The organism is Serratia sp. JKS296, from assembly GCF_900215445.1.
Classification (GTDB): Bacteria; Pseudomonadota; Gammaproteobacteria; order Enterobacterales; family Enterobacteriaceae; genus Serratia; species Serratia marcescens.
Map to the genome: position 1 here is coordinate 971075 of NZ_OCMX01000001.1, position 19010 is coordinate 990084.

General features: G+C 60.9%; 12 protein-coding genes. 7 read left to right on the plus strand and 5 right to left on the minus strand.

Annotated features, from left to right (window positions below; all coding sequences use genetic code 11):
* Positions 1 to 378 precede the first annotated feature (378 nt).
* On the minus strand, positions 379 to 1617 hold the full coding sequence (locus CRO23_RS04590; protein ID WP_028127530.1) for an MFS transporter: 1239 nt from the start codon (positions 1615 to 1617) through the stop codon (positions 379 to 381).
* A gap of 178 nt (positions 1618 to 1795) precedes the next feature.
* Between CRO23_RS04590 and CRO23_RS04595 the strand changes: the two genes are divergently transcribed.
* The 5 genes from CRO23_RS04595 (at position 1796) to CRO23_RS04615 (ending at position 11959) form a co-directional block, all read left to right on the plus strand.
* Positions 1796 to 2122, plus strand: coding sequence for a YqcC family protein (locus tag CRO23_RS04595; RefSeq protein WP_028127529.1), 327 nt, complete (start codon positions 1796 to 1798; stop codon positions 2120 to 2122).
* Between the two features lie 146 nt (positions 2123 to 2268).
* On the plus strand, positions 2269 to 8244 hold the full coding sequence (locus CRO23_RS04600; protein ID WP_097101460.1) for an alpha-2-macroglobulin: 5976 nt from the start codon (positions 2269 to 2271) through the stop codon (positions 8242 to 8244).
* A gap of 49 nt (positions 8245 to 8293) precedes the next feature.
* Entirely contained in the window at positions 8294 to 10642 is a 2349-nt protein-coding gene (gene pbpC, locus CRO23_RS04605; RefSeq protein WP_097101462.1) for a penicillin-binding protein 1C, read from the plus strand.
* 60 nt (positions 10643 to 10702) lie between these two features.
* On the plus strand, positions 10703 to 11473 hold the full coding sequence (gene truC, locus CRO23_RS04610) for a tRNA pseudouridine(65) synthase TruC (protein WP_097103070.1): 771 nt from the start codon (positions 10703 to 10705) through the stop codon (positions 11471 to 11473).
* 33 nt (positions 11474 to 11506) lie between these two features.
* The gene (locus CRO23_RS04615; protein WP_016929894.1) at positions 11507 to 11959 is read left to right on the plus strand and encodes a flavodoxin; all 453 of its coding nucleotides are present in this window, start codon (positions 11507 to 11509) and stop codon (positions 11957 to 11959) included.
* A gap of 57 nt (positions 11960 to 12016) precedes the next feature.
* On the opposite strand, the gene CRO23_RS04620 is transcribed toward CRO23_RS04615, so the two are convergent.
* From CRO23_RS04620 to map, 4 genes are all read right to left on the minus strand, one after another.
* Positions 12017 to 12406 carry a DUF3461 family protein gene (locus CRO23_RS04620; RefSeq protein WP_097101464.1) on the minus strand — a complete coding sequence of 130 codons (390 nt, stop codon included), beginning with the start codon at positions 12404 to 12406 and terminating at the stop codon, positions 12017 to 12019.
* Positions 12407 to 12535: 129 nt separating this feature from the next.
* Complete coding sequence (dapD, locus tag CRO23_RS04625; RefSeq protein WP_004931932.1) at positions 12536 to 13360, minus strand: 2,3,4,5-tetrahydropyridine-2,6-dicarboxylate N-succinyltransferase; 825 nt, start codon at positions 13358 to 13360, stop codon at positions 12536 to 12538.
* Between the two features lie 42 nt (positions 13361 to 13402).
* On the minus strand, positions 13403 to 16057 hold the full coding sequence (gene glnD, locus CRO23_RS04630; protein ID WP_028128316.1) for a bifunctional uridylyltransferase/uridylyl-removing protein GlnD: 2655 nt from the start codon (positions 16055 to 16057) through the stop codon (positions 13403 to 13405).
* Between the two features lie 73 nt (positions 16058 to 16130).
* Positions 16131 to 16925, minus strand: coding sequence for a type I methionyl aminopeptidase (gene map / locus CRO23_RS04635; protein WP_028127527.1), 795 nt, complete (start codon positions 16923 to 16925; stop codon positions 16131 to 16133).
* Between the two features lie 346 nt (positions 16926 to 17271).
* Between map and rpsB the strand changes: the two genes are divergently transcribed.
* Both rpsB and tsf read left to right on the plus strand, forming a co-directional pair.
* Positions 17272 to 17997: a 30S ribosomal protein S2 gene (gene rpsB, locus CRO23_RS04640; RefSeq protein WP_016929891.1), complete on the plus strand. Its 726-nt coding sequence runs from the start codon at positions 17272 to 17274 to the stop codon at positions 17995 to 17997.
* Between the two features lie 129 nt (positions 17998 to 18126).
* A complete protein-coding gene (gene tsf / locus CRO23_RS04645) occupies positions 18127 to 18978 on the plus strand; it encodes a translation elongation factor Ts (protein WP_016929890.1) in 852 nt (283 codons plus the stop codon).
* Positions 18979 to 19010: the final 32 nt, after the last annotated feature.

Below are 19010 nucleotides of genomic sequence, written 5' to 3' on the forward strand. Positions count from 1 at the left end.
CAGGAAAGCATCAGGATGATGCAGCTTCAGGACGAAGAAAGGGATGCGCTCAGGCAAGAGCGAAGGATGGCGTCAGGAGATGCCCAGGATGTTTCAGGATAGAAACCAGGGACACCTCCAGGACGGAGATTGAGAGCCGACACAGGACTGTCGGCGGGTCAGGAAGGCTGAGGAACCGCGTCAGGACGATGCTGCAGGATGATGCAAGGATCACTTGGTCAGGATGGCCGCAGGAAAAGTTTTCAAGGATTGAGCAGGGAGCACACTGTGTAGCGGGATGGCTATAAAACGAACCGGGGGCACTGTTAACGCAGTGCCCCCAACTTTTTGTTCTCTCCCGCCGTGCGTGCTCCTCTGCTGCTTAATCCATCGTCAGCGTTAACCAATCGCGCCCAGCGTATCGCCTGCGCCCTGTTTTTTCGGCAGCAGGAACAGCGTGGCGTAGATATCCAGCAGGTAAATCGCCGCCAGCAGGCTGATGGCGGCGGTGAACGACACCTGCGTCACCAGCGCGCCGATCACCAATGGCCCCAGGCCGCCGACGCCGCGCCCGAGATTGAACAGAATGTTTTGCGCGGTAGCGCGCGCCTGCACCGGGTAGGTATCGGAAATCAATGCGCCGTAGCCGCCGATCATGCCGTTAACAAACATGCCCATCACGGCGCCGGCGAACAGCATCAGCATCGGATCGCTCAACTGGGCGTAGCCGATCACCATCACCACCGCGCCTATCTGATACAACACGAAAATCTTCCAGCGGGCGAAGCGATCGGCCAGCATGCCAAACAGCCAGATGCCGAACGTCATGCCGACCACCGTCACCGCCGTCCACAGGCCGGACTTGGTGAGCGAGAAGCCGAAGTTTTTCGCCAGGTAAGTCGGCATCCAGATCATCAGCCCGTAGTAACCGAAGTTCTGCACCGAACAGAGAATGAAGATGCCGATGCTGGCCTTGCCGGTGGCGCGATCCTTAAACAGCAGGCGCAAACGCTGGAGGAAGGAGAGCGGTTGTCCGGCGTCTTTCTGCCGCACGAATTCCTCCGGTTCGCCCAGCGTGCGGCGGATCAGGAATGACGCCAGCGCCGGCAGCAGGCCGACCAGGAACATGCCGCGCCAGCCGATATGTTCCAGCAGCAGCGGCGTCAGGAAAGCGGCCGCCAGCACGCCCAATTGCCAGCCCATGCCGACGTACGCCGAAGCGCGGTTGCGCTTCTCCGCCGGCCAGGCTTCCGCGATCAGCGCCATGCCGATGCCGAATTCGCCGCCCAACCCGATGCCCGCCAGGGTGCGATAGGCCAGCAGATCCCAATAGCCTTGCGCCACGGCGCACAGGCCGGTGAACAGGGAAAACATCAGAATGGTGATGGTCAGCACCCGGATACGGCCGAAACGATCGCTGAGGTGGCCGAAGATCACGCCGCCCAGCACCGCGCCGATCAGCGTCCAGGTGACCAGCGAACCGGCGGCCGATGAGGATAATCCCAATTCGATGCTGATGGCCGGCAACATAAAGCCGAGGATCAGCAGGTCAAACCCGTCCATGGCATAACCGGTGACCGAGGCCAACATGGCCTTACCGGGCGTCGCGTGGTTTTTTTTCTCTGTTATTACGGACATGAATCTTTATCTGTGTGGTGAATTCGGTGGCCCTATTGTGCCGCGCGACGGTGAACGTCACCAGATAAAAACGGTGAGCTGTCTCAGGCGCGCCGAATTTGGGCTATAAAAATGCTATGCTTTGCCGCCTTTCAGCCAGAGCGCTGAATACCATGATGAAAAGAGATCGGGAATGCAGATGAGTATACATAACCAGGTGCGCCGCAGTTTGCAGGCGATTGAACAATCCATGCGCGATCTGGCGCTGTGGCAGGCCGCGCCGCCTGAGCATGAGGCTTTCTCCAGCACCGAGCCGTTCTGCATCGACAGCATGTCGGCCGAAGCCTGGCTGCAGTGGGTGTTCTTGCCGCGCATGTATGCGTTGTTGGACGCCGAAGCGCCGTTGCCGACGCGCTTCGCCATCACGCCTTATTTCGAAGAGGCGTTGAAAGATCGTGAACCGAGCAGCCTGCCGCTGCTGGTGCTGCTGCAACAGCTGGATTTGATGTTGAATAAAGAGCCGTAATGTGCTGGCGGCACGCAGATTTTTGCCGCCCGGCAGTGTAGAGTACTCGCGCGGATGCCGGGCAGGAGAGCCGACGGCGTCTTTCGGCTCGGTTTAACCGCAGCGGTTGACCGGGGGCTGCATTAGGATGATGAGGTGCTGCAATAATGGATTTATTAAGGTTTATCCTGCGTTTGCCTTTTACCCTGGTTAAGGGCGTTTGTCGCCTGCTGGGCGGGGCGTTGTCGCTGTTGGGGCGGTTGCTGAGACCGCTGGTCGGCAACCTCAGCTGGCGCGCGCCGGCCTGGTGGGCTGTGCTGCCGCGCGGTTTTTTGCGGCTGGAAAGCGGCGTGGATAAACACCCGAAAGCGATCGGTCTGGGCCTGCTGCTGTTGGCAGGCGCTGCGGGCGGCGCATTTTACGGTTGGCACTGGTGGCAAAACCGGCCCCAACCGATTGAACCGGCGCCGATGGTGGTTCAGGAGATTAACGCCGAGGTGGCCAACCCCGAGCCGATAGACTACACCGCCGCCCGGCAGGCGCCGCAAACGGTGAGCCTGACCTTCAGCGGCTCAGCTGCGCCGATAACCGCGGCGGGCAAAACCGTGAGCGCCGGCATCACTCTGAAGCCGACGGCGGAAGGGCAGTGGGCGTGGAGTAATGAATCAACGCTGGTGTTCACGCCGAAAAAACCGCTGCCGATGGGGGCGAAATATGATGTGACCCTTGAGCCCGCCGCCTTGCTGGCGCCGCAGGTCAAGCTCGCCAAAACCCGCTATGCCTTCACCGTGCCCGCGTTCGATTACCGTCTGGGGCAGGCCGAGTATTACCGCGATCCGCAAAATGCGCAGAAACGCAGCGCGATTTTCAATCTGCAGTTCAACGCGCCGGTCGATGTCGCCAGCTTTGAAAAACAGATTTCGCTGGGATTGAAGGAAGGCAGCACGTCCTCCGAGAAAAAGCTGAATTTCTCTCTGGTCTATGACGAGAAAAAACTGAACGCCTGGGTGCATTCCGAGCCGCTGCAGGCGCTGGATCAGGGCGGCGCGGTACATCTGACCGTCGGCAAGGGCGTTAAATCGACGGCGGCCGGCAACGCGGTCGAAGAGGCGAAAAGCAACTGGGTCAAGGTACCGACGCTGTACAGCCTGGCGCTGAGCGACGCCAGCGCCCAGGTGGTGGACACCGACGCCGGCCAAGGGCAGCGTGCGCTGGTGGTCGGTTTCAGCGATGCGGTGAAGGATAAAGAGCTGGCGCGGACCGCGAAAGCCTGGCTGCTGCCGCAGCACGATCCGAGCGATGCCGAGGCTGCCAACGATGCTGAAGATTTCTATCAATGGACGGTCGACAGCGTCGGTAAAAACGTGCTGGCGCAGGCGACGGCACTGCCGTTGGCGCTTAACGAGGCGGAAGAGGCCTACCAACCGCAGTTCAGCTTCCGTTTCGACGCCCCGGCGCACCGCTTTGTGCTGCTCGAGATCGATAACCAGCTGGTTTCCGCCGGCGGTTACAAAATGCCGAAGAAGGTTTACCGCGTGGTCGAAGTGCCGGAGTTCCCGAAATCGCTGCAGTTCATGTCGCAGGGCTCGCTGCTGTCGGTCAACGGCGACAAGCAGATCAGCGTGGCGGCGCGCAACGTGGCGGGCCTGCGGCTGGACATCAAGCGGGTGATCCCGAGCCAGCTGCAGCACATCGTCTCCTTCAAAAGCCGGGAATACTCGTCCACGGAATTCAACCGGCTCAACGACGAATATTTCACCGAGCATTTCAAATACCAGACGGCGCTCAACAACGAGCGGCCGGGGGAAGTGAACTATCAGGGCATCGATCTCTCCCGCTATCTCTCCACCAACGCCAGTTCCCATCGCGGGGTGTTCCTGCTGACGCTGTCTGAATGGCAGCCGAACCGAAAACCGGCGGCGGAAGAGGCGGGCGCCGAGCAGGATCAGGAACAGGATGAGAGCGAAGGGGAAGAGCAGTCCGACGTCGGCGATTCGCGCTTTGTGGTGGTGACCGATCTGGGCATCGTCGCCAAGAGCTCGCAGGACAAGACGCGCGACGTCTTTGTGCAGTCGATTCAAAGCGGCGCGCCGGTCAGCGGCGCCACCGTGTCGGTGGTGGCCAAAAACGGCGTGACGCTGCTCAGCCAAACCACCGGCGCCGATGGCCACGTGCGTTTCCCGGCGCTGGATGTGTACACCAACGAGCGCCAGCCGGTGATGTTCCTGGTGGAAAAAGAGGGGGATGTCTCCTTCCTGCCGACCGGCAGCTATAACGATCGCGGGCTGGACTTCTCGCGCTTCGACGTCGCCGGTGAACAAACGCCGACCGATCCGCGCACGCTCAGCAGCTACCTGTTCTCCGATCGCGGCGTTTATCGGCCGGGGGATACTTTCAATATTGGCCTGATCACCCGTGCCGCCGACTGGGGCGTTGGCCTGGCCGGCGTGCCGGTGCGCGCCGAAATCCGCGATCCGCGCGACAAGCTGATGTCCACCGTGCCGCTGACGCTGGGCGCCAGCGGTTTCAACGAGCTGAGCTATACCACCGATGAAAACTCACCGACCGGCGAGTGGAACGTCTATCTGTATCTGATCGGCAAAAACAACGACACCTCCACGCTGCTCGGCCATACCGCAGTCAATGTGAAGGAGTTCGAACCGGATCAGCTGAAAGTGAAACTGGCGTTGACGCCGGACCGCCAGCAAGGCTGGGTAAAACCGTCTGAGCTGAAGGCCAGCATCGATGTGCAGAACCTGTTCGGCACCCCGGCGCAGGATCGCCGCGTGACCACCAGGCTGACGCTGCGGCCGATGTATCCGAGCTTCGATCGTTTCCCGGATTATGCGTTCTATGAAAACCGACAAAACAGCGACGGGTTCGAGACCGAGCTGGAAGATCGCACCACCGATGAGCACGGCGCGGCCGATATTCCGCTCGATCTGAAATCCTACGCCGACGCCACCTATCAGCTGCAATTGTTGTCGGAGGCGTTCGTCGCCGGCGGCGGGCGTTCGGTGGCGGCTACCGCCCGCACGCTGGTTTCCCCTTACGATTACCTGATCGGCGTGAAGGCGGACGGCGATCTGGGCTATATCAACCGCGACGCGGAGCGGCATCTGAACGTGATCGCCATCGATCCGGCCCTGAAACAGATCGCCATGCCGAACCTGAAGCAGGTGTTGATCGAGCAGAAATACATTTCGGTGCTGACCAAACAGGATTCGGGCGTTTACAAATACCAGTCGAAGATGAAGGAAGTGCAGTTGTCGGAACAGCCGCTGGCGCTGGGCGAGCAGGGCGCGGATCTGCGTCTGGCGACCGATAAGCCGGGCGACTTCGTGCTGGTGATTGAAGATGCGCAGGGCAAGACGCTCAACCGCGTCGCCTACAGCGTGGCCGGCAACGCCAACCTGAGCCGCTCGCTGGATCGCAACGCCGAACTGAAGCTGAAACTCAACCAGGCGGAATACCAGCCCGGTGAGGAGATCGAGGTGGCGATCAATGCGCCTTATACCGGCAGTGGCTTGATCACCATTGAAAAGGACAAGGTTTACGCCTGGCAGTGGTTCCACACCGACACCACCAGCTCGGTGCAGACGATCCGCGTGCCGGCCGGCATGGAGGGCAACGGCTACATCAACGTGCAGTTCGTGCGCGACATCAACTCCAGCGAGATCTTCATGAGTCCGCTGAGCTACGGCGTGATGCCGTTCAAGATCAGCACCAAGGCGCGCCAAAACAGCCTCGAGGTGACGGCGCCGGAGGTCATCAAGCCGGGTGAAAACCTGACGATGACGGTCAAGACCGATGCGCCGCAGCAGGTGGCGCTGTTCGCCGTCGATGAGGGCATTCTGCAGGTGGCGCGTTACCGTCTGAAGGATCCGCTGGAGTTCTTCTTCAGCAAGCGCGAACTGAACGTGAGCAGCTCGCAGATCCTCGATCTGATCCTGCCGGAGTTCAGCAAGCTGATGGCGCTGACCGCGGCGCCGGGCGGCGATGCGGGCGAAGGGCTGGATCTCAACCTCAACCCGTTCAAGCGCAAGCGCGATAAGCCGGTGGCCTATTGGTCCGGCATTACCGAGGTCAGCGGCGAGAAACAGTTCGTCTATCCGGTGCCGGATTACTTCAACGGCAAGATCCGCGTCATGGCGATTTCGGTGACGCCGGAGAAAATCGGCAAGGCGCAAACCGCCGCCACGGTACGCGACAGCTTCATCATGACGCCGAACGTGCCGGCGATGGTGGCGCCGGGCGACGAGTTCGACGTCAGCGTGGGCGTCAGCAACAACCTCGAAGGGCTGAACGGCCAGTTGGTGGCCATCAACGTCCTGTTGACGCCGCCGCCGCAGTTGGAGGTGGTGGGCAACGCGACGCAAAGCCTGACGCTGGCGGCAAAACGCGAAGGCGTGATCACCTTCCGTCTGCGCGCCAAAGCCGTGCTGGGCGATGCGCCGCTGGTGTTCGACGCCCGTTACGGCGACCAGGCCAGCCGCCGCACTGTCAGCACCTCGGTGCGGCCGGCGGCGCCGTACCGCACCCAGTCGGTGATGGGGCGCATGAGCGGCGGCAGCCAGAACGTCGATGGCCTGCGCCAGATGTTCGACGCTTTCGCGCAGCGCCGGGCGGCGGTGTCGAATTCGCCGCTGGTGCTGACCAGCGGGCTGGCGCAATACCTGGCGGATTACCCGTATTACTGTTCCGAGCAGATCGTCAGCCGCTCCATTCCGCTGATGCTGCAGAGCCGTCATCCGGAGATGAAAAGCAGCCTGAGCCAGGCGGAAGTCAGCAAGCAGTTGCGCAATCTGCTGGGCGTGCTGCGCGCCCGTCAGAACGACAGCGGGGCGATCGGCGCCTGGCGTTCATCGCCGGATGCCGATCCTTTCGTCACGCCTTATGTGGTGCAATATCTGCTCGAAGCCAAAGCGGCGGGCTACGCCCTGCCGGAAGGCATGCTGGATGAAGCCAACGGCGCGTTGCGCGAGCTGGCGGCCAGCGGTTTCGACGATCTGTATCTGCTGCGCCTGCGCAGCTGGGCGGTTTACCTGCTGACGCTGCAGGGCGAAGTGACCACCAACTCGCTGGCGGCGGTGCAGGATACGCTGCAAAAACGCTATGGCGAAGAGTGGAAAACCGATCTGAGCGCGCTCTATCTGGCCTCTTCCTATCGCCTGTTGAAGATGGACGACGAAGCCGCCGCGCTGCTGCAACCGAGCTGGCAGCAACTGAGCAAGGCGTATGACAGCGCCTGGTGGACGCAGAACTATTTCGATCCGCTGGTGCAGGATGCGACGCGGCTGTATCTGATTACCCGCCACTTCCCGGAGAAGGTGGCGTCGATCCCGCCGCAGGTGCTGGAGAATATGGTCAAGGCGTTGAAAGAAGAGCGCTACACCACCTACTCTTCCGCGATGAGCATTCTGGCGTTGGAAAGCTACTCGGCCCAGGTGGCGGCGCAGTCCGCCAATGCGGATGCATTGGGCATCGCGCAGGTGGGCAAAGCCGGCGGCGAGCCGCAGCGCATCAGCGATCTGCAAGGGCTGTTCGTTCAGGGGCAATTTAACGCTGACGCCACTGCGGTGCGCTTCACCAACGGCGGCAGCGCGCCGGCCTGGTATGTGGTGACGCAGGCCGGTTACGACCTGAATGCGCCGCAAAAAGCGCTGTCGCGCGGGATTGAGATCGTCCGCGATTACACCGACGAACAGGGCAAGCCGGTGACGCAGGTGACGCTGGGGCAGAAGATCAATGTCCATCTGAAGGTGCGCGCCAACTCGAAAGAGGGGCAGAGCAACCTGGCGATCGTCGATCTGCTGCCGGGCGGGTTCGAAGTGGTGCAGCAGACGCCGCCGGAGCCGGCCGACGCCGGCGAGGAGAGCGACGATCGCGGCGGCTGGCAGTCGCCGCTGGCCGCCTCCGGCTCCACCTGGGCGCCGGACTACAGCGATATCCGCGAAGATCGGGTGATTATCTACGGCAGTGCCGGCACCGAGGTGCAGGAGTTTGTTTATCAGATCAAGGCCACCAATACCGGCAGCTTTATTGTTCCACCGGCCTACGGCGAAGCCATGTATGACCGTGAAGTGCAGGCCATGTCGGCCGGCGGCGGCAAGCTGGTGGTGGTGCCGGCGGGCAACGACTAGGCCATATCCGGCACCAGGCCAGCGTCTGGCGCCGGAATGCTGAGAGCGTATGAAGATCCTGACCGGGCGCGTGCTGCAAAACGGCTTGATGGCGGCGTTTTTACTGGCGCTGCTGTTGGCCGCGATTCGGCTGTGGCCGCATCCGCCCCTATGGCAGGGGCTGCCGCAGTCTTCCGTTTATTACGACAGGCACGGCGCGCTGTTGCGCATCACGCTGGCCAACGACGATCGCTACCGATTGTGGACCCCGCTGGAACAGGTGTCGCCGCTGGCGGTGCGCGGGCTGCTGCTGCACGAAGATCGCTGGTTCTACTACAACCCCGGATTTAACCCCGTCAGCCTGATGCGCGGCTTCTGGCGCAGCTATGTCGCCGGCGGCAAAATGCAGGGCGGATCGACCATCAGCATGCAGCTGGCGCGGATGCGCTGGCATCTCAATACCCGCACGCCAGGCGGCAAGCTGCTGCAGGTGCTGCGCGCGGTGCAGCTGGAATTGAGCTACTCCAAGCGTGATATCCTGGAAGCCTACCTGAATTACGCGCCCTACGGCCGCAATATCGAAAGCATCGGCGCCGCCAGCCTGATCTATTTCGCCAAGTCGCCGAAGGCGTTGACCCTGCCGGAGGCGCTGACGCTGGCGGTGTTGCCGCAGTCGCCCAGCTACCGTCTGGAGCCGAAAACCGGCGTGCTCGGCGCCGCATTGACGCAGGCGCGCAACCGTCTGTTCCTGCGCTGGCAACAGGTTTACCCGACTGACGCCAGCCAGCAAACGCTGTTCCGCCTGCCGCTGGCGCTGCGGCAGCCTGAGCAAGTACCCTATATTGCGCCGCACTTTATCGAACAGCTGCGCCTGCAGACGCAGCAACTGGTGCAGCGCGACACTCGCGTCGACACTACGCTGGACGCCGGGTTGCAGCGGCTGGTCGAGCGGCAGGTTAACGCCTTTATCGCCCGCAACCGCAGCCGCGGCATTCAAAACGCCGCGGTGCTGTTGGTGGACAGCCGCGATATGGGGGTGCGCGCGCTGGTGGGATCGGCGGACTATTACAGCCGTCCGATTCAGGGGCAGGTGAACGGCACCAACGCCAAGCGTTCGCCGGGATCGACGCTGAAGCCGTTCATCTACGCGCTGGGCATGGAGCAGGGCGTGCTGCATCCGATGACCATCCTGAAAGACGTGCCTTCGTCGTTCGGCGCCTATGCGCCGGAAAATTTCGACCGGCGCTTCCTCGGCCCGGTGACCGCCACCGACGCGCTAAATTTCAGCCGCAATATTCCGGCGGTATATGTCGCCTCGCAGCTGCGCCAGCCGACTTTTTATCAGTTCTTACGCCTGACCGGCGTCGCCAATATGGCCAATGAGAGCCACTACGGGCTGTCGCTGGTATTGGGCGGCGGCGAGGTAACGGCGCAGGAATTGGCGAAGCTGTATGCGCTGCTGGCGAATCGCGGTGAGCTGCGGCCGCTTCGCATGCAGTTGAACCAGGCCGAATCGACGCCGGTGCGGCTGCTGAGCGAGGAGGCCAGTTTCATCACGCTGGATATGCTGCGCCAGCACCGGCGGCCGGGCGATACGCTGGCGCAGCGTTCTTCGTCGCTGCCGGTGTACTGGAAGACCGGCACCTCCTGGGGCTTTCGCGACGCCTGGAGCGTCGGGATTTTCGGTCCTTACGTGCTGGTGGTGTGGGAAGGCAATTTCGACGGGCGCGGCAACAATGCGTTGGTCGGCGCTGAGGCGGCCGCGCCGCTGTTTTTCAATATCATCGACAGCGTCAACGCCAGCTATCCCGCCCTGCGGGAGCCGAAACATCCGTTCCCCCAACGGCTGCGGCGGGTGGAGATTTGTCTCGCCAGCGGCGATCTGCCGACGCCGTGGTGCCAGCAAAAGGGCAAGACCTGGTTCATTCCCGGCAAGTCGCCGATCAAGGTAGACAGCGTCTACCGGCCGGTGGTGCTGGATATTCACAGCGGCGAGGTCGTTTGCCCGCCGTATGATGCGGCGCAGACCCGCACCGAAATTTTTGAATTCTGGCCTTCCGATTTGGCCAACGTGTTCGCCCAGGCCGGGCTGCCGAAGCGGGCGCCGCCGGTCAATCGCTGCAAGGACAACGGCATCGCCGTCGGCGGCAACGCGCCGCGCATCACCTCGCCGTTGAAAAACACCACTTATACCCTGCGCCAGTCGCAGCAGGGGCGGGACAACATCGCCTTCAATGCGGTGACGGACGCCGACAGCAAGACGGTGTACTGGTTCGTCGACGATATCTATCTCGGCAGCAGCGCCAGTAAAAAACCGATCGACTGGCGGCCGATCAACAATGGGCGCTACCGCATTCGGGCGGTGGACGATCGCGGCCGCGCCGATACGCGCCTGGTGACCATCGAATGGGTGAACTAGCGTTGCGTCTCATGCCTGTTATACTCGCGCCCGAAACGGCTATTGACCTGGGAACGCGATGTGATTGAGATTTTGTATCAGGATGAACACCTGGTGGCGGTGAACAAACCGTCGGGCTGGTTGGTGCACCGCAGTTGGCTGGACCGTCATGAAACTCGCTTTATGATGCAGACGGTGCGCGATCAGCTCGGGCAGCATGTCTTTACCGTGCACCGTCTCGATCGCCCGACGTCCGGCGTATTGCTGATGGCGCTCTCCAGTGAGGTGGCGCGCCTGCTGTCGCAGCAGTTCGAGCAGCACCAGGTGCAGAAAACCTATCATGCGGTGGTGCGCGGTTACGTGCAGGAGGAGGCGACCCTCGACTACCCGCTGACGGCGGAGCTGGATAAAATCGCCGATAAACATGTCGATGCCGACAAGGGGCCGCAGCCGGCGGTGACGCACTACCGGCCGTTGGCGCAGGTAGAGATGCCGGTGGCCATCGGCCGCTACGACAGCGCGCGGTACAGTCTGGTGGAACTGCAGCCGGAAACCGGCCGCAAGCACCAACTGCGGCGCCACATGGCGCATCTTCGCCATCCGATCATCGGCGACAGCAAGCACGGCGACCTGCGGCAGAACCGCGGGATGGCGCAGCATTTCGGCTGCCCGCGCCTGATGCTGCACGCCAGCCACCTGCAACTGACGCACCCGGTGACCGGCGAGCCGCTGCAGGTAACGGCACGCTGGGACGAAGCCTGGCAAGGGGTGATGGCGCAGTTCGGCTGGGCGGGGGTATTCCCTGAACTTGCCGGGGTTGAGTTTAGCGCGGCTAACGGTCAGGATAGCTGACAATTTTTAAAGGTAATGAAGGGAGTAGGAGCCATGGCTCAGGTTGGTATCTTCGTGGGAACGGTCTACGGCAATTCGCTGCTGGTGGCGGAAGAGGCGCAAAACATCCTCAGCGAGCAGGGCCATGAGGTCAAACTGTTCGAAGAGGGCACGCTGGAGGCCTGGCAGTATTATCGTCAGCACTACGCGCTGGTGATCACCTCCACCACCGGGCAGGGCGATCTGCCGGACAGCATCGCGCCGCTGTTCCACGCTATCCGCGATCAGGTTGGCTATCAGCCGGAGCTGCGCTATGGGCTGATCGCCCTCGGCGACAGCAGCTATGACAACTTCTGCGGCGCCGGGCGCGCGTTCGACGCGCTGCTGCAGGAGCAGGGCGCCACCCGCGTTGGCGAAGTGCTGGAGATCGATGCGATGGAACAGCCGGAGCCGGAAGTGGCCGCCTGCCCGTGGGTCGAGCAGTGGGGCACGCTGCTGCAGTCATAACGTAAAAAGGCGCCGCAAAAGGGCGCCTTAACGATGATGCGGGTTAACCGATCCGCATTATTTGCCGCGGGTGAGTTTTTCCAGATCGGCTTCGATCTCGGCAATCTTGTGCGACACCACGCCTTCGAGATGGCGCAAGTCGTCGAGGATTTTACGCTTCAGATCCACTTCCACCTGATCGCGCTGGCACAGCTGATCCAGCTCGTCGATCACGTAACGCAGGTTCGGGTTGATCTCGTGAATTTCCTTGTAGCCCTGGCCGGCGTTGTCCGCCATCACGGTTTTACGCTGGCGCGGGTACTTGAACTTCACGCTCTTGGCGAAGAACTCGCCTTTGTCCTTGCGGAAATAGATCTTGAGGATGTCGTTGTTGGCCTCTTGACGCAGGCTATAGCGATCGACGTCTTCCGGTTGATTGATGCCCAAACTCTTCAAGTTATCGTACATACTGCGCCCTCTTTAGATGTGATCGTTATATTCCACGACTGCAATTATGGCGGAAAGCGAGATCTGCGACTGTGACTGCCAGCGAAACGCAGACAAAAAAATAGCGGGTGAATCACCCGCTATTTCAATTTAGTCGATAGTGCGCAATAACTCATTAATGCCGACTTTACCGCGGGTTTTGGCGTCGACTTTCTTGACGATCACCGCGCAGTACAGGCTGTAAGAACCGTCTTTCGACGGCAGGTTGCCGGAAACCACCACCGAACCCGCCGGCACGCGGCCGTAATGGATTTCGCCGGTCTCGCGGTCATAGATGCGGGTGCTCTGGCCGAGGTAAACGCCCATCGAAATCACCGAGCCTTCTTCCACGATCACGCCTTCCACCACTTCGGAGCGCGCGCCGATGAAGCAGTTGTCTTCGATGATGGTCGGGTTGGCCTGCAGTGGCTCCAGCACGCCGCCGATACCGACGCCGCCGGACAGGTGAACGTTTTTGCCGATCTGCGCGCAAGAACCGACGGTGGCCCAGGTGTCGACCATGGTGCCTTCGTCGACGTAGGCACCGATGTTAACGTAAGACGGCATCAGCACGGTGTTGCGAGCGATGAACGCGCCCTGGCGCACGGTGGCCGGCGGCACGACGCGGAAACCTTCCTTCTGGAAGCGCGCTTCGTCGTAGTCGGCGAATTTCATCGGCACTTTGTCGTAGTAGCGGGTTTCCGCGCCGTCCATCACCTTGTTGTCGTTGATGCGGAAAGAGAGCAGCACGGCTTTCTTCAGCCACTGGTGGGTGACCCATTGACCGTCGATCTTCTCGGCAACGCGCAGGGCGCCGCTGTCCAACAGGCCGATCACCTGGTTTACCGCTTCGCGCGTTACGGTGTCTACGTTCGCCGGAGTGATGTCCGCACGGCGTTCGAAGGCGCTTTCAATAACGTTCTGTAATTGCTGCATGCTGTTCTCTTTCCTGATGTTGTCGGTAAAAAGTTACTTGTATCACATTTTATCGTTTGGGGTGAGGGCCTCTGTCAACCGTTGCTCCAACTTTCTGCGCGTTTCTTGGTCGAGCGCGCGCCGCTCGCCGTCGGCCAGGATAAACAAATCCTCGACCCGCTCGCCGATGGTGGAAATGCGCGCGCCGTGCAGCGACAGCCCCAGATCGGCGAACACTTCGCCCACCCGCGCCAGCAGGCCGGGTTGGTCGAGCGCGGTCAGCTCCAGGTAGCTGCGGCGATCGGTGTGGGTCGGCAGGAAAGTGACCTCGGTCGGCACGCTGAAGTGGCGCAGCTTGGAAGAGGGGCGGCGCACGCGCGGCGGCTGGTACTCCCGCTGGGTGATGGCCTGCAGCAGCGCCTGGCGGATCGCCGCGTGGCGATCCTGCGCCAGCGGGCTGCCGTCCGGCTCCAGCACGATAAAGGTGTCCATCGCCATACCGTCGCGGTTGGTGAAGATCTGGGCGTCGTGCACGCTCAGGTTGCGGCGATCCATCTCTCCGGCGACGGCGGCGAACAGGTAAGGGCGATCCGGGCTCCAGATGAAGATCTCGGTGCCGCCGCGCGTCGCCTGGCGGCTGACCAGCACCAGCGGCTGGGTGGAGTCGTGGGCCAGCAGGTGGCGGGCGTGCCAGGCCAGCTGATTCGGCGAGTGGCGCAGGAAGTAATCGGCGCGGCAGCGGCTCCAGATGCGGTGCAGCGCCTCTTCGTCGATGTTGTCCATGCGCAGCAGCGCCAGCGCCTGCAGGCGATGGTGGCGCACGCGTTCGCGCAGATCCGGGCTGTTTTGCATGCCGCGGCGCAGCTGTTTTTCGGTGGCGAAATACAGCTCGCGCAACAGGCTCTGCTTCCAGCTGTTCCACAGGGTTTCGTTGGTGGCGCAGATATCCGCCACCGTCAGGCACACCAGATAGCGCAGGCGGGTTTCGCTCTGCACTTCGCTGCTGAACTGCTGGATCACCGTCGGATCCTGGATATCGCGGCGCTGCGCGGTGACCGACATCAGCAGGTGGCAGCGCACCAGCCAGGCCACCAGCTGGGTTTCTCGCGAGTTGAGGCCGTGCAGTTCGGCGAACTCCACCACGTCTTCCGCGCCGAGGATCGAGTGATCGCCGCCGCGCCCTTTGGCGATATCGTGGAACAAGGCCGCCAGCAGCAGCAGTTCCGGGTGCGGCAGGCGCGGATACAGCTCCACGCACAGCGGATGGCGCGGCCGGGTTTGCGCATCGGCGAAGCTCTCCAGCTTCTGCAGCACGCGGATAGTGTGTTCGTCGACGGTATAGGCGTGGAACAGATCGAACTGCATCTGCCCGACGATCTTGCCCCACTGCGGCATATAGGCCCACAGCACGCTGTGACGGTGCATCGGCACCAGCGCGCGCGACACCGCGCCGGGGTGACGCAGGATGGCCATAAACAGATCGCGCGCTTCCGGGATGGTGCACAGCGGCTGTTTCAGGTGGCGGCGCGCGTGGCGCAGCTGGCGCACGGTGGTGGAGTAAATGCCCTTGATCTCGCGGTTGCGCACCATCAGGTAGAACATGCGCATGATGGCTTGCGGCTCGCGGATAAACAGCGTTTCGTCACGCAGATCGATCAGATCGCCGCGCAGCTGGAAATCGTCGTTCAGCGGACGCGGCTTTTCGGTGGCGTCCAGCGCCAGGATGGCTTCGTCGAACAGCTGCAGCAGCATGTGGTTCAGCTCGCCGACGCGGCGCGTCATGCGGTAGAAGTCTTTCATCATGCGCTCGACCGGCTCGTTGCCTTCGCCTTCATAGCGCAGCAGCTGCGCCACGCTGAGCTGACGATCGAACAGCAGACGGTTGTCGTAACGCGGCAGCACCAGATGCAGCGCAAAGCGGATGCGCCACAGGAAGCTCTGGCATTCGTTCAGCTCGTTGCGCTCGGCCTGGGTGAGGAAACCGAAACCGACCATTTCGTCCAGCGAGGTGGCGCCGAAGTGGCGGCGCGCCACCCACAGCAGCGTGTGGATGTCACGCAGGCCACCGGGGCTGCTTTTGATATCCGGCTCCAGGTTATAGCTGGTGCCGTGGTAGCGCTGATGACGCTCCTGCTGCTCGCTGATCTTGGCGTGGAAGAACTGCGGCGAGGGCCAAAAGCCGTCGCTGAAGATATGCTTTTGCATCTGCAGGAACAGCGCGACGTCGCCGCAAATCATGCGCGATTCGATCAGATTGGTGGCCACGGTCAGATCCGCCAGCCCTTCCAGCAGGCACTCTTCCAGGGTGCGCACGCTGTGGCCCACTTCCAGCTTGAGATCCCACAGCAGGGTGATGAACTCGCCGACCCGCTGCGACTGTTGCTCCGTCAGCCGGCGCTGGCTGAGCACCAGCACGTCGATATCCGACAGCGGATGCAGCTCGCCGCGGCCATAACCGCCGACCGCCACCAGCGCGGTTTCCGGGATATCTTCAAAGCCGTAGAACGTCCACAGCCGGCGCAGCAGGCGATCGATGAAGTCACTGCGCGCCGCCACCAGGCTTTCGGCGCTGGAGCCGGCGTCGAACGCCGCCGCCAGCCACAGCTGGAACTGCTCCAGCCGCTGTTTCAGCAGCGGGCAGGTGAGCTCGTCGTCGCCGTAGACGCTGGGAGAGGCGGGCGGCATCGGCACGGCCGGTTGAAGGAGATTGTCAGACATAGTGCGCAGCCCATAAAAAAGGCCGGCATAAGCCGGCCTGGTGACATTCTGCACGCGGCGTGCGCCGCAGTGCTTACATCTCGTGCGTAATGATGTTGGGGATGGTGTCATCCTTGCGCAACGTCATTATCTCGCAGCCGTTATCAGTGACCACAATAGTATGCTCATACTGCGCCGACAAGCTGCGATCTTTGGTTTTTACCGTCCAGCCGTCTTTCATGGTGCGGATGCGGTAGTCGCCGGCGTTGACCATCGGTTCGATGGTGAAGGCCATGCCCGGCTGCAGCACCACGCCGCCGTCGTCCGCGTCATAGTGCAGCACCTGCGGCTCTTCGTGGAACACTTCGCCGATGCCGTGGCCGCAGTACTCGCGCACCACGGAGAATTTCTCGGCCTCGACGAATTGCTGGATGGCCTTGCCCAGGGTGCGCAGACGGATGCCCGGTTTGACCATCTTCAGCGCCAGATACAGGCTTTCCTGAGTGACGCGGCACAGGCGCTCGCCCAGAATGGTCGGTTTGCCGACGATGAACATCTTCGAGGTGTCGCCGTGGAAACCGTCTTTAATCACGGTCACGTCGATGTTGACGATGTCGCCGTCTTTCAGCGTTTTGTCATCGCTCGGGATGCCGTGGCACACCACTTCGTTCACCGAGATGCACACGGATTTCGGGAAGCCGTGGTAGCCGAGGCAGGCGGAGATGGCCTGCTGCTCGTTGGTGATGTACTCGTGACAGATACGGTCCAGTTCGCCGGTGGTCACGCCAGGTTTGACGTGCGGCTCGATGATCTCCAGCACTTCGGCGGCCAGGCGGCCGGCCACGCGCATTTTTTGGATGTCATCAGGTGTTTTAATTGAGATTGCCATGAAATTCGTCCGCAGGTGTCGTTATCGTCGACAATAAGAAGCAGTGACTTATGGTATCAGCCCGGCCGGGGGGCTGCCAAATTTCATTTCCTGACGCCCGGCGAAACGCAACAAAAGTTGGTGTCTGCGGCGGGTTTATGGTATAAAGCGCGCCGGCGATCCGCGACTTGGTTCTTGTGACCTGGCGGGAATCGGCCGAAAATACTTTAACTGCACTCATTTTGTGTAAATAACACACACGTATCGGCACATCCGCCGGGGTGCCCTGAGGTGACTTGTCGCCGCCAGGGTCGGCGTTATGGGATACGTGGAGGCATAACCCCAATTAATCTATAGAGGTTTAATCATGGCAACTGTTTCCATGCGCGACATGCTCAAGGCTGGTGTTCACTTTGGTCACCAGACCCGTTACTGGAACCCGAAAATGAAGCCTTTCATCTTCGGCGCTCGTAACAAGGTTCACATCATCAACCTGGAGCAGACCGTACCAATGTTCAACGCCGCTCTGGCTGAACTGAGCAAGATCTCTTCCCGTAAAGGCAAGATCCTGTTCGTTGGTACCAAACGCGCAGCAAGCGAAGCGGTAAAAGACGCTGCGAACAGCTGTGACCAGTTCTTCGTGAACCACCGCTGGTTGGGTGGCATGCTGACTAACTGGAAAACCGTTCGTCAGTCCATCAAGCGTTTGAAAGATCTGGAAATCCAGTCTCAAGACGGCACCCTGGACAAGCTGACCAAGAAAGAAGCGCTGATGCGCACTCGTGAACTGGCCAAGCTGGAAAACTCCCTGGGCGGTATCAAAGATATGGGCGGTCTGCCAGACGCACTGTTCGTTATCGATGCCGATCACGAGCACATCGCGATCAAAGAAGCCAACAACCTGGGTATCCCGGTATTCTCTATCGTTGATACCAACTCCAACCCAGACGGCGTTGACTTCATCATCCCTGGTAACGACGACGCAATCCGTGCAGTAAACCTGTACCTGACTGCTGTTGCTGCCGCTGTGCGTGAAGGTCGTTCTCAAGATCTGGCCGTTCAGGCGGAAGAAGGCTTCGTAGAAGCTGAATAATAAGGCAAGCTCGTCACTGAGCCCTTATTAACCAGGTATTGACATATGTTGGTTAGGGGGGCCTGTTAAGGCCCCCTTTGCTTATCTGAATGAGAACTGTCTCCACGCGAGATAACCGAGGAAAAAGAAATGGCTGATATTACCGCTGCCCTGGTAAAAGAACTGCGCGAGCGTACCGGCGCTGGCATGATGGATTGCAAGAAGGCGCTGGTTGAATCCAACGGCGACATCGAACTGGCAATCGAAAACATGCGTAAGTCCGGTGCGATCAAAGCCGCTAAAAAAGCAGGCAACGTGGCTGCTGACGGCGTGATCAAAACCAAGATCGAAGGCAACTACGGCATCATTCTGGAAGTTAACTGCCAGACTGACTTCGTAGCAAAAGACGCCGGTTTCCAGGCGTTCGCCGACAAAGTGCTGGATGCCGCTATGGCTGGCAAAATCACTGACGTTGACGTGCTGAAAGCACAGTTCGAAGAAGAGCGCGTAGCGCTGGTGGCAAAAATCGGCGAAAACATCAACATTCGTCGCGTTGCTTCCCTGGAAGGCGACGTGCTGGGCAGCTACCTGCACGGCGCGCGTATCGGCGTTCTGGTTGCGGCTAAAGGCGCGGACGAAGAACTGGTTAAGCAAATCGCAATGCACGTTGCGGCGAGCAAGCCAGAGTTCGTGAAGCCAGAAGACGTGTCTGCTGAAGTGGTAGAAAAAGAGTACCAGGTTCAGCTGGACATCGCCATGCAGTCCGGCAAGCCGAAAGAAATCGCAGAGAAAATGGTTGAAGGCCGCATGAAGAAATTCACCGGCGAAGTTTCTCTGACCGGTCAGCCTTTCGTTATGGATCCGAGCAAATCCGTTGCTCAGGTGCTGAAAGAGCACAACGCTGACGTGACCAACTTCATTCGCTTCGAAGTGGGCGAAGGCATCGAGAAAGTCGAAACCGACTTCGCTGCTGAAGTTGCCGCGATGAGCAAACAGTCTTAATGACTGTCGATGGAACCGCCGTCTGGCGGTTC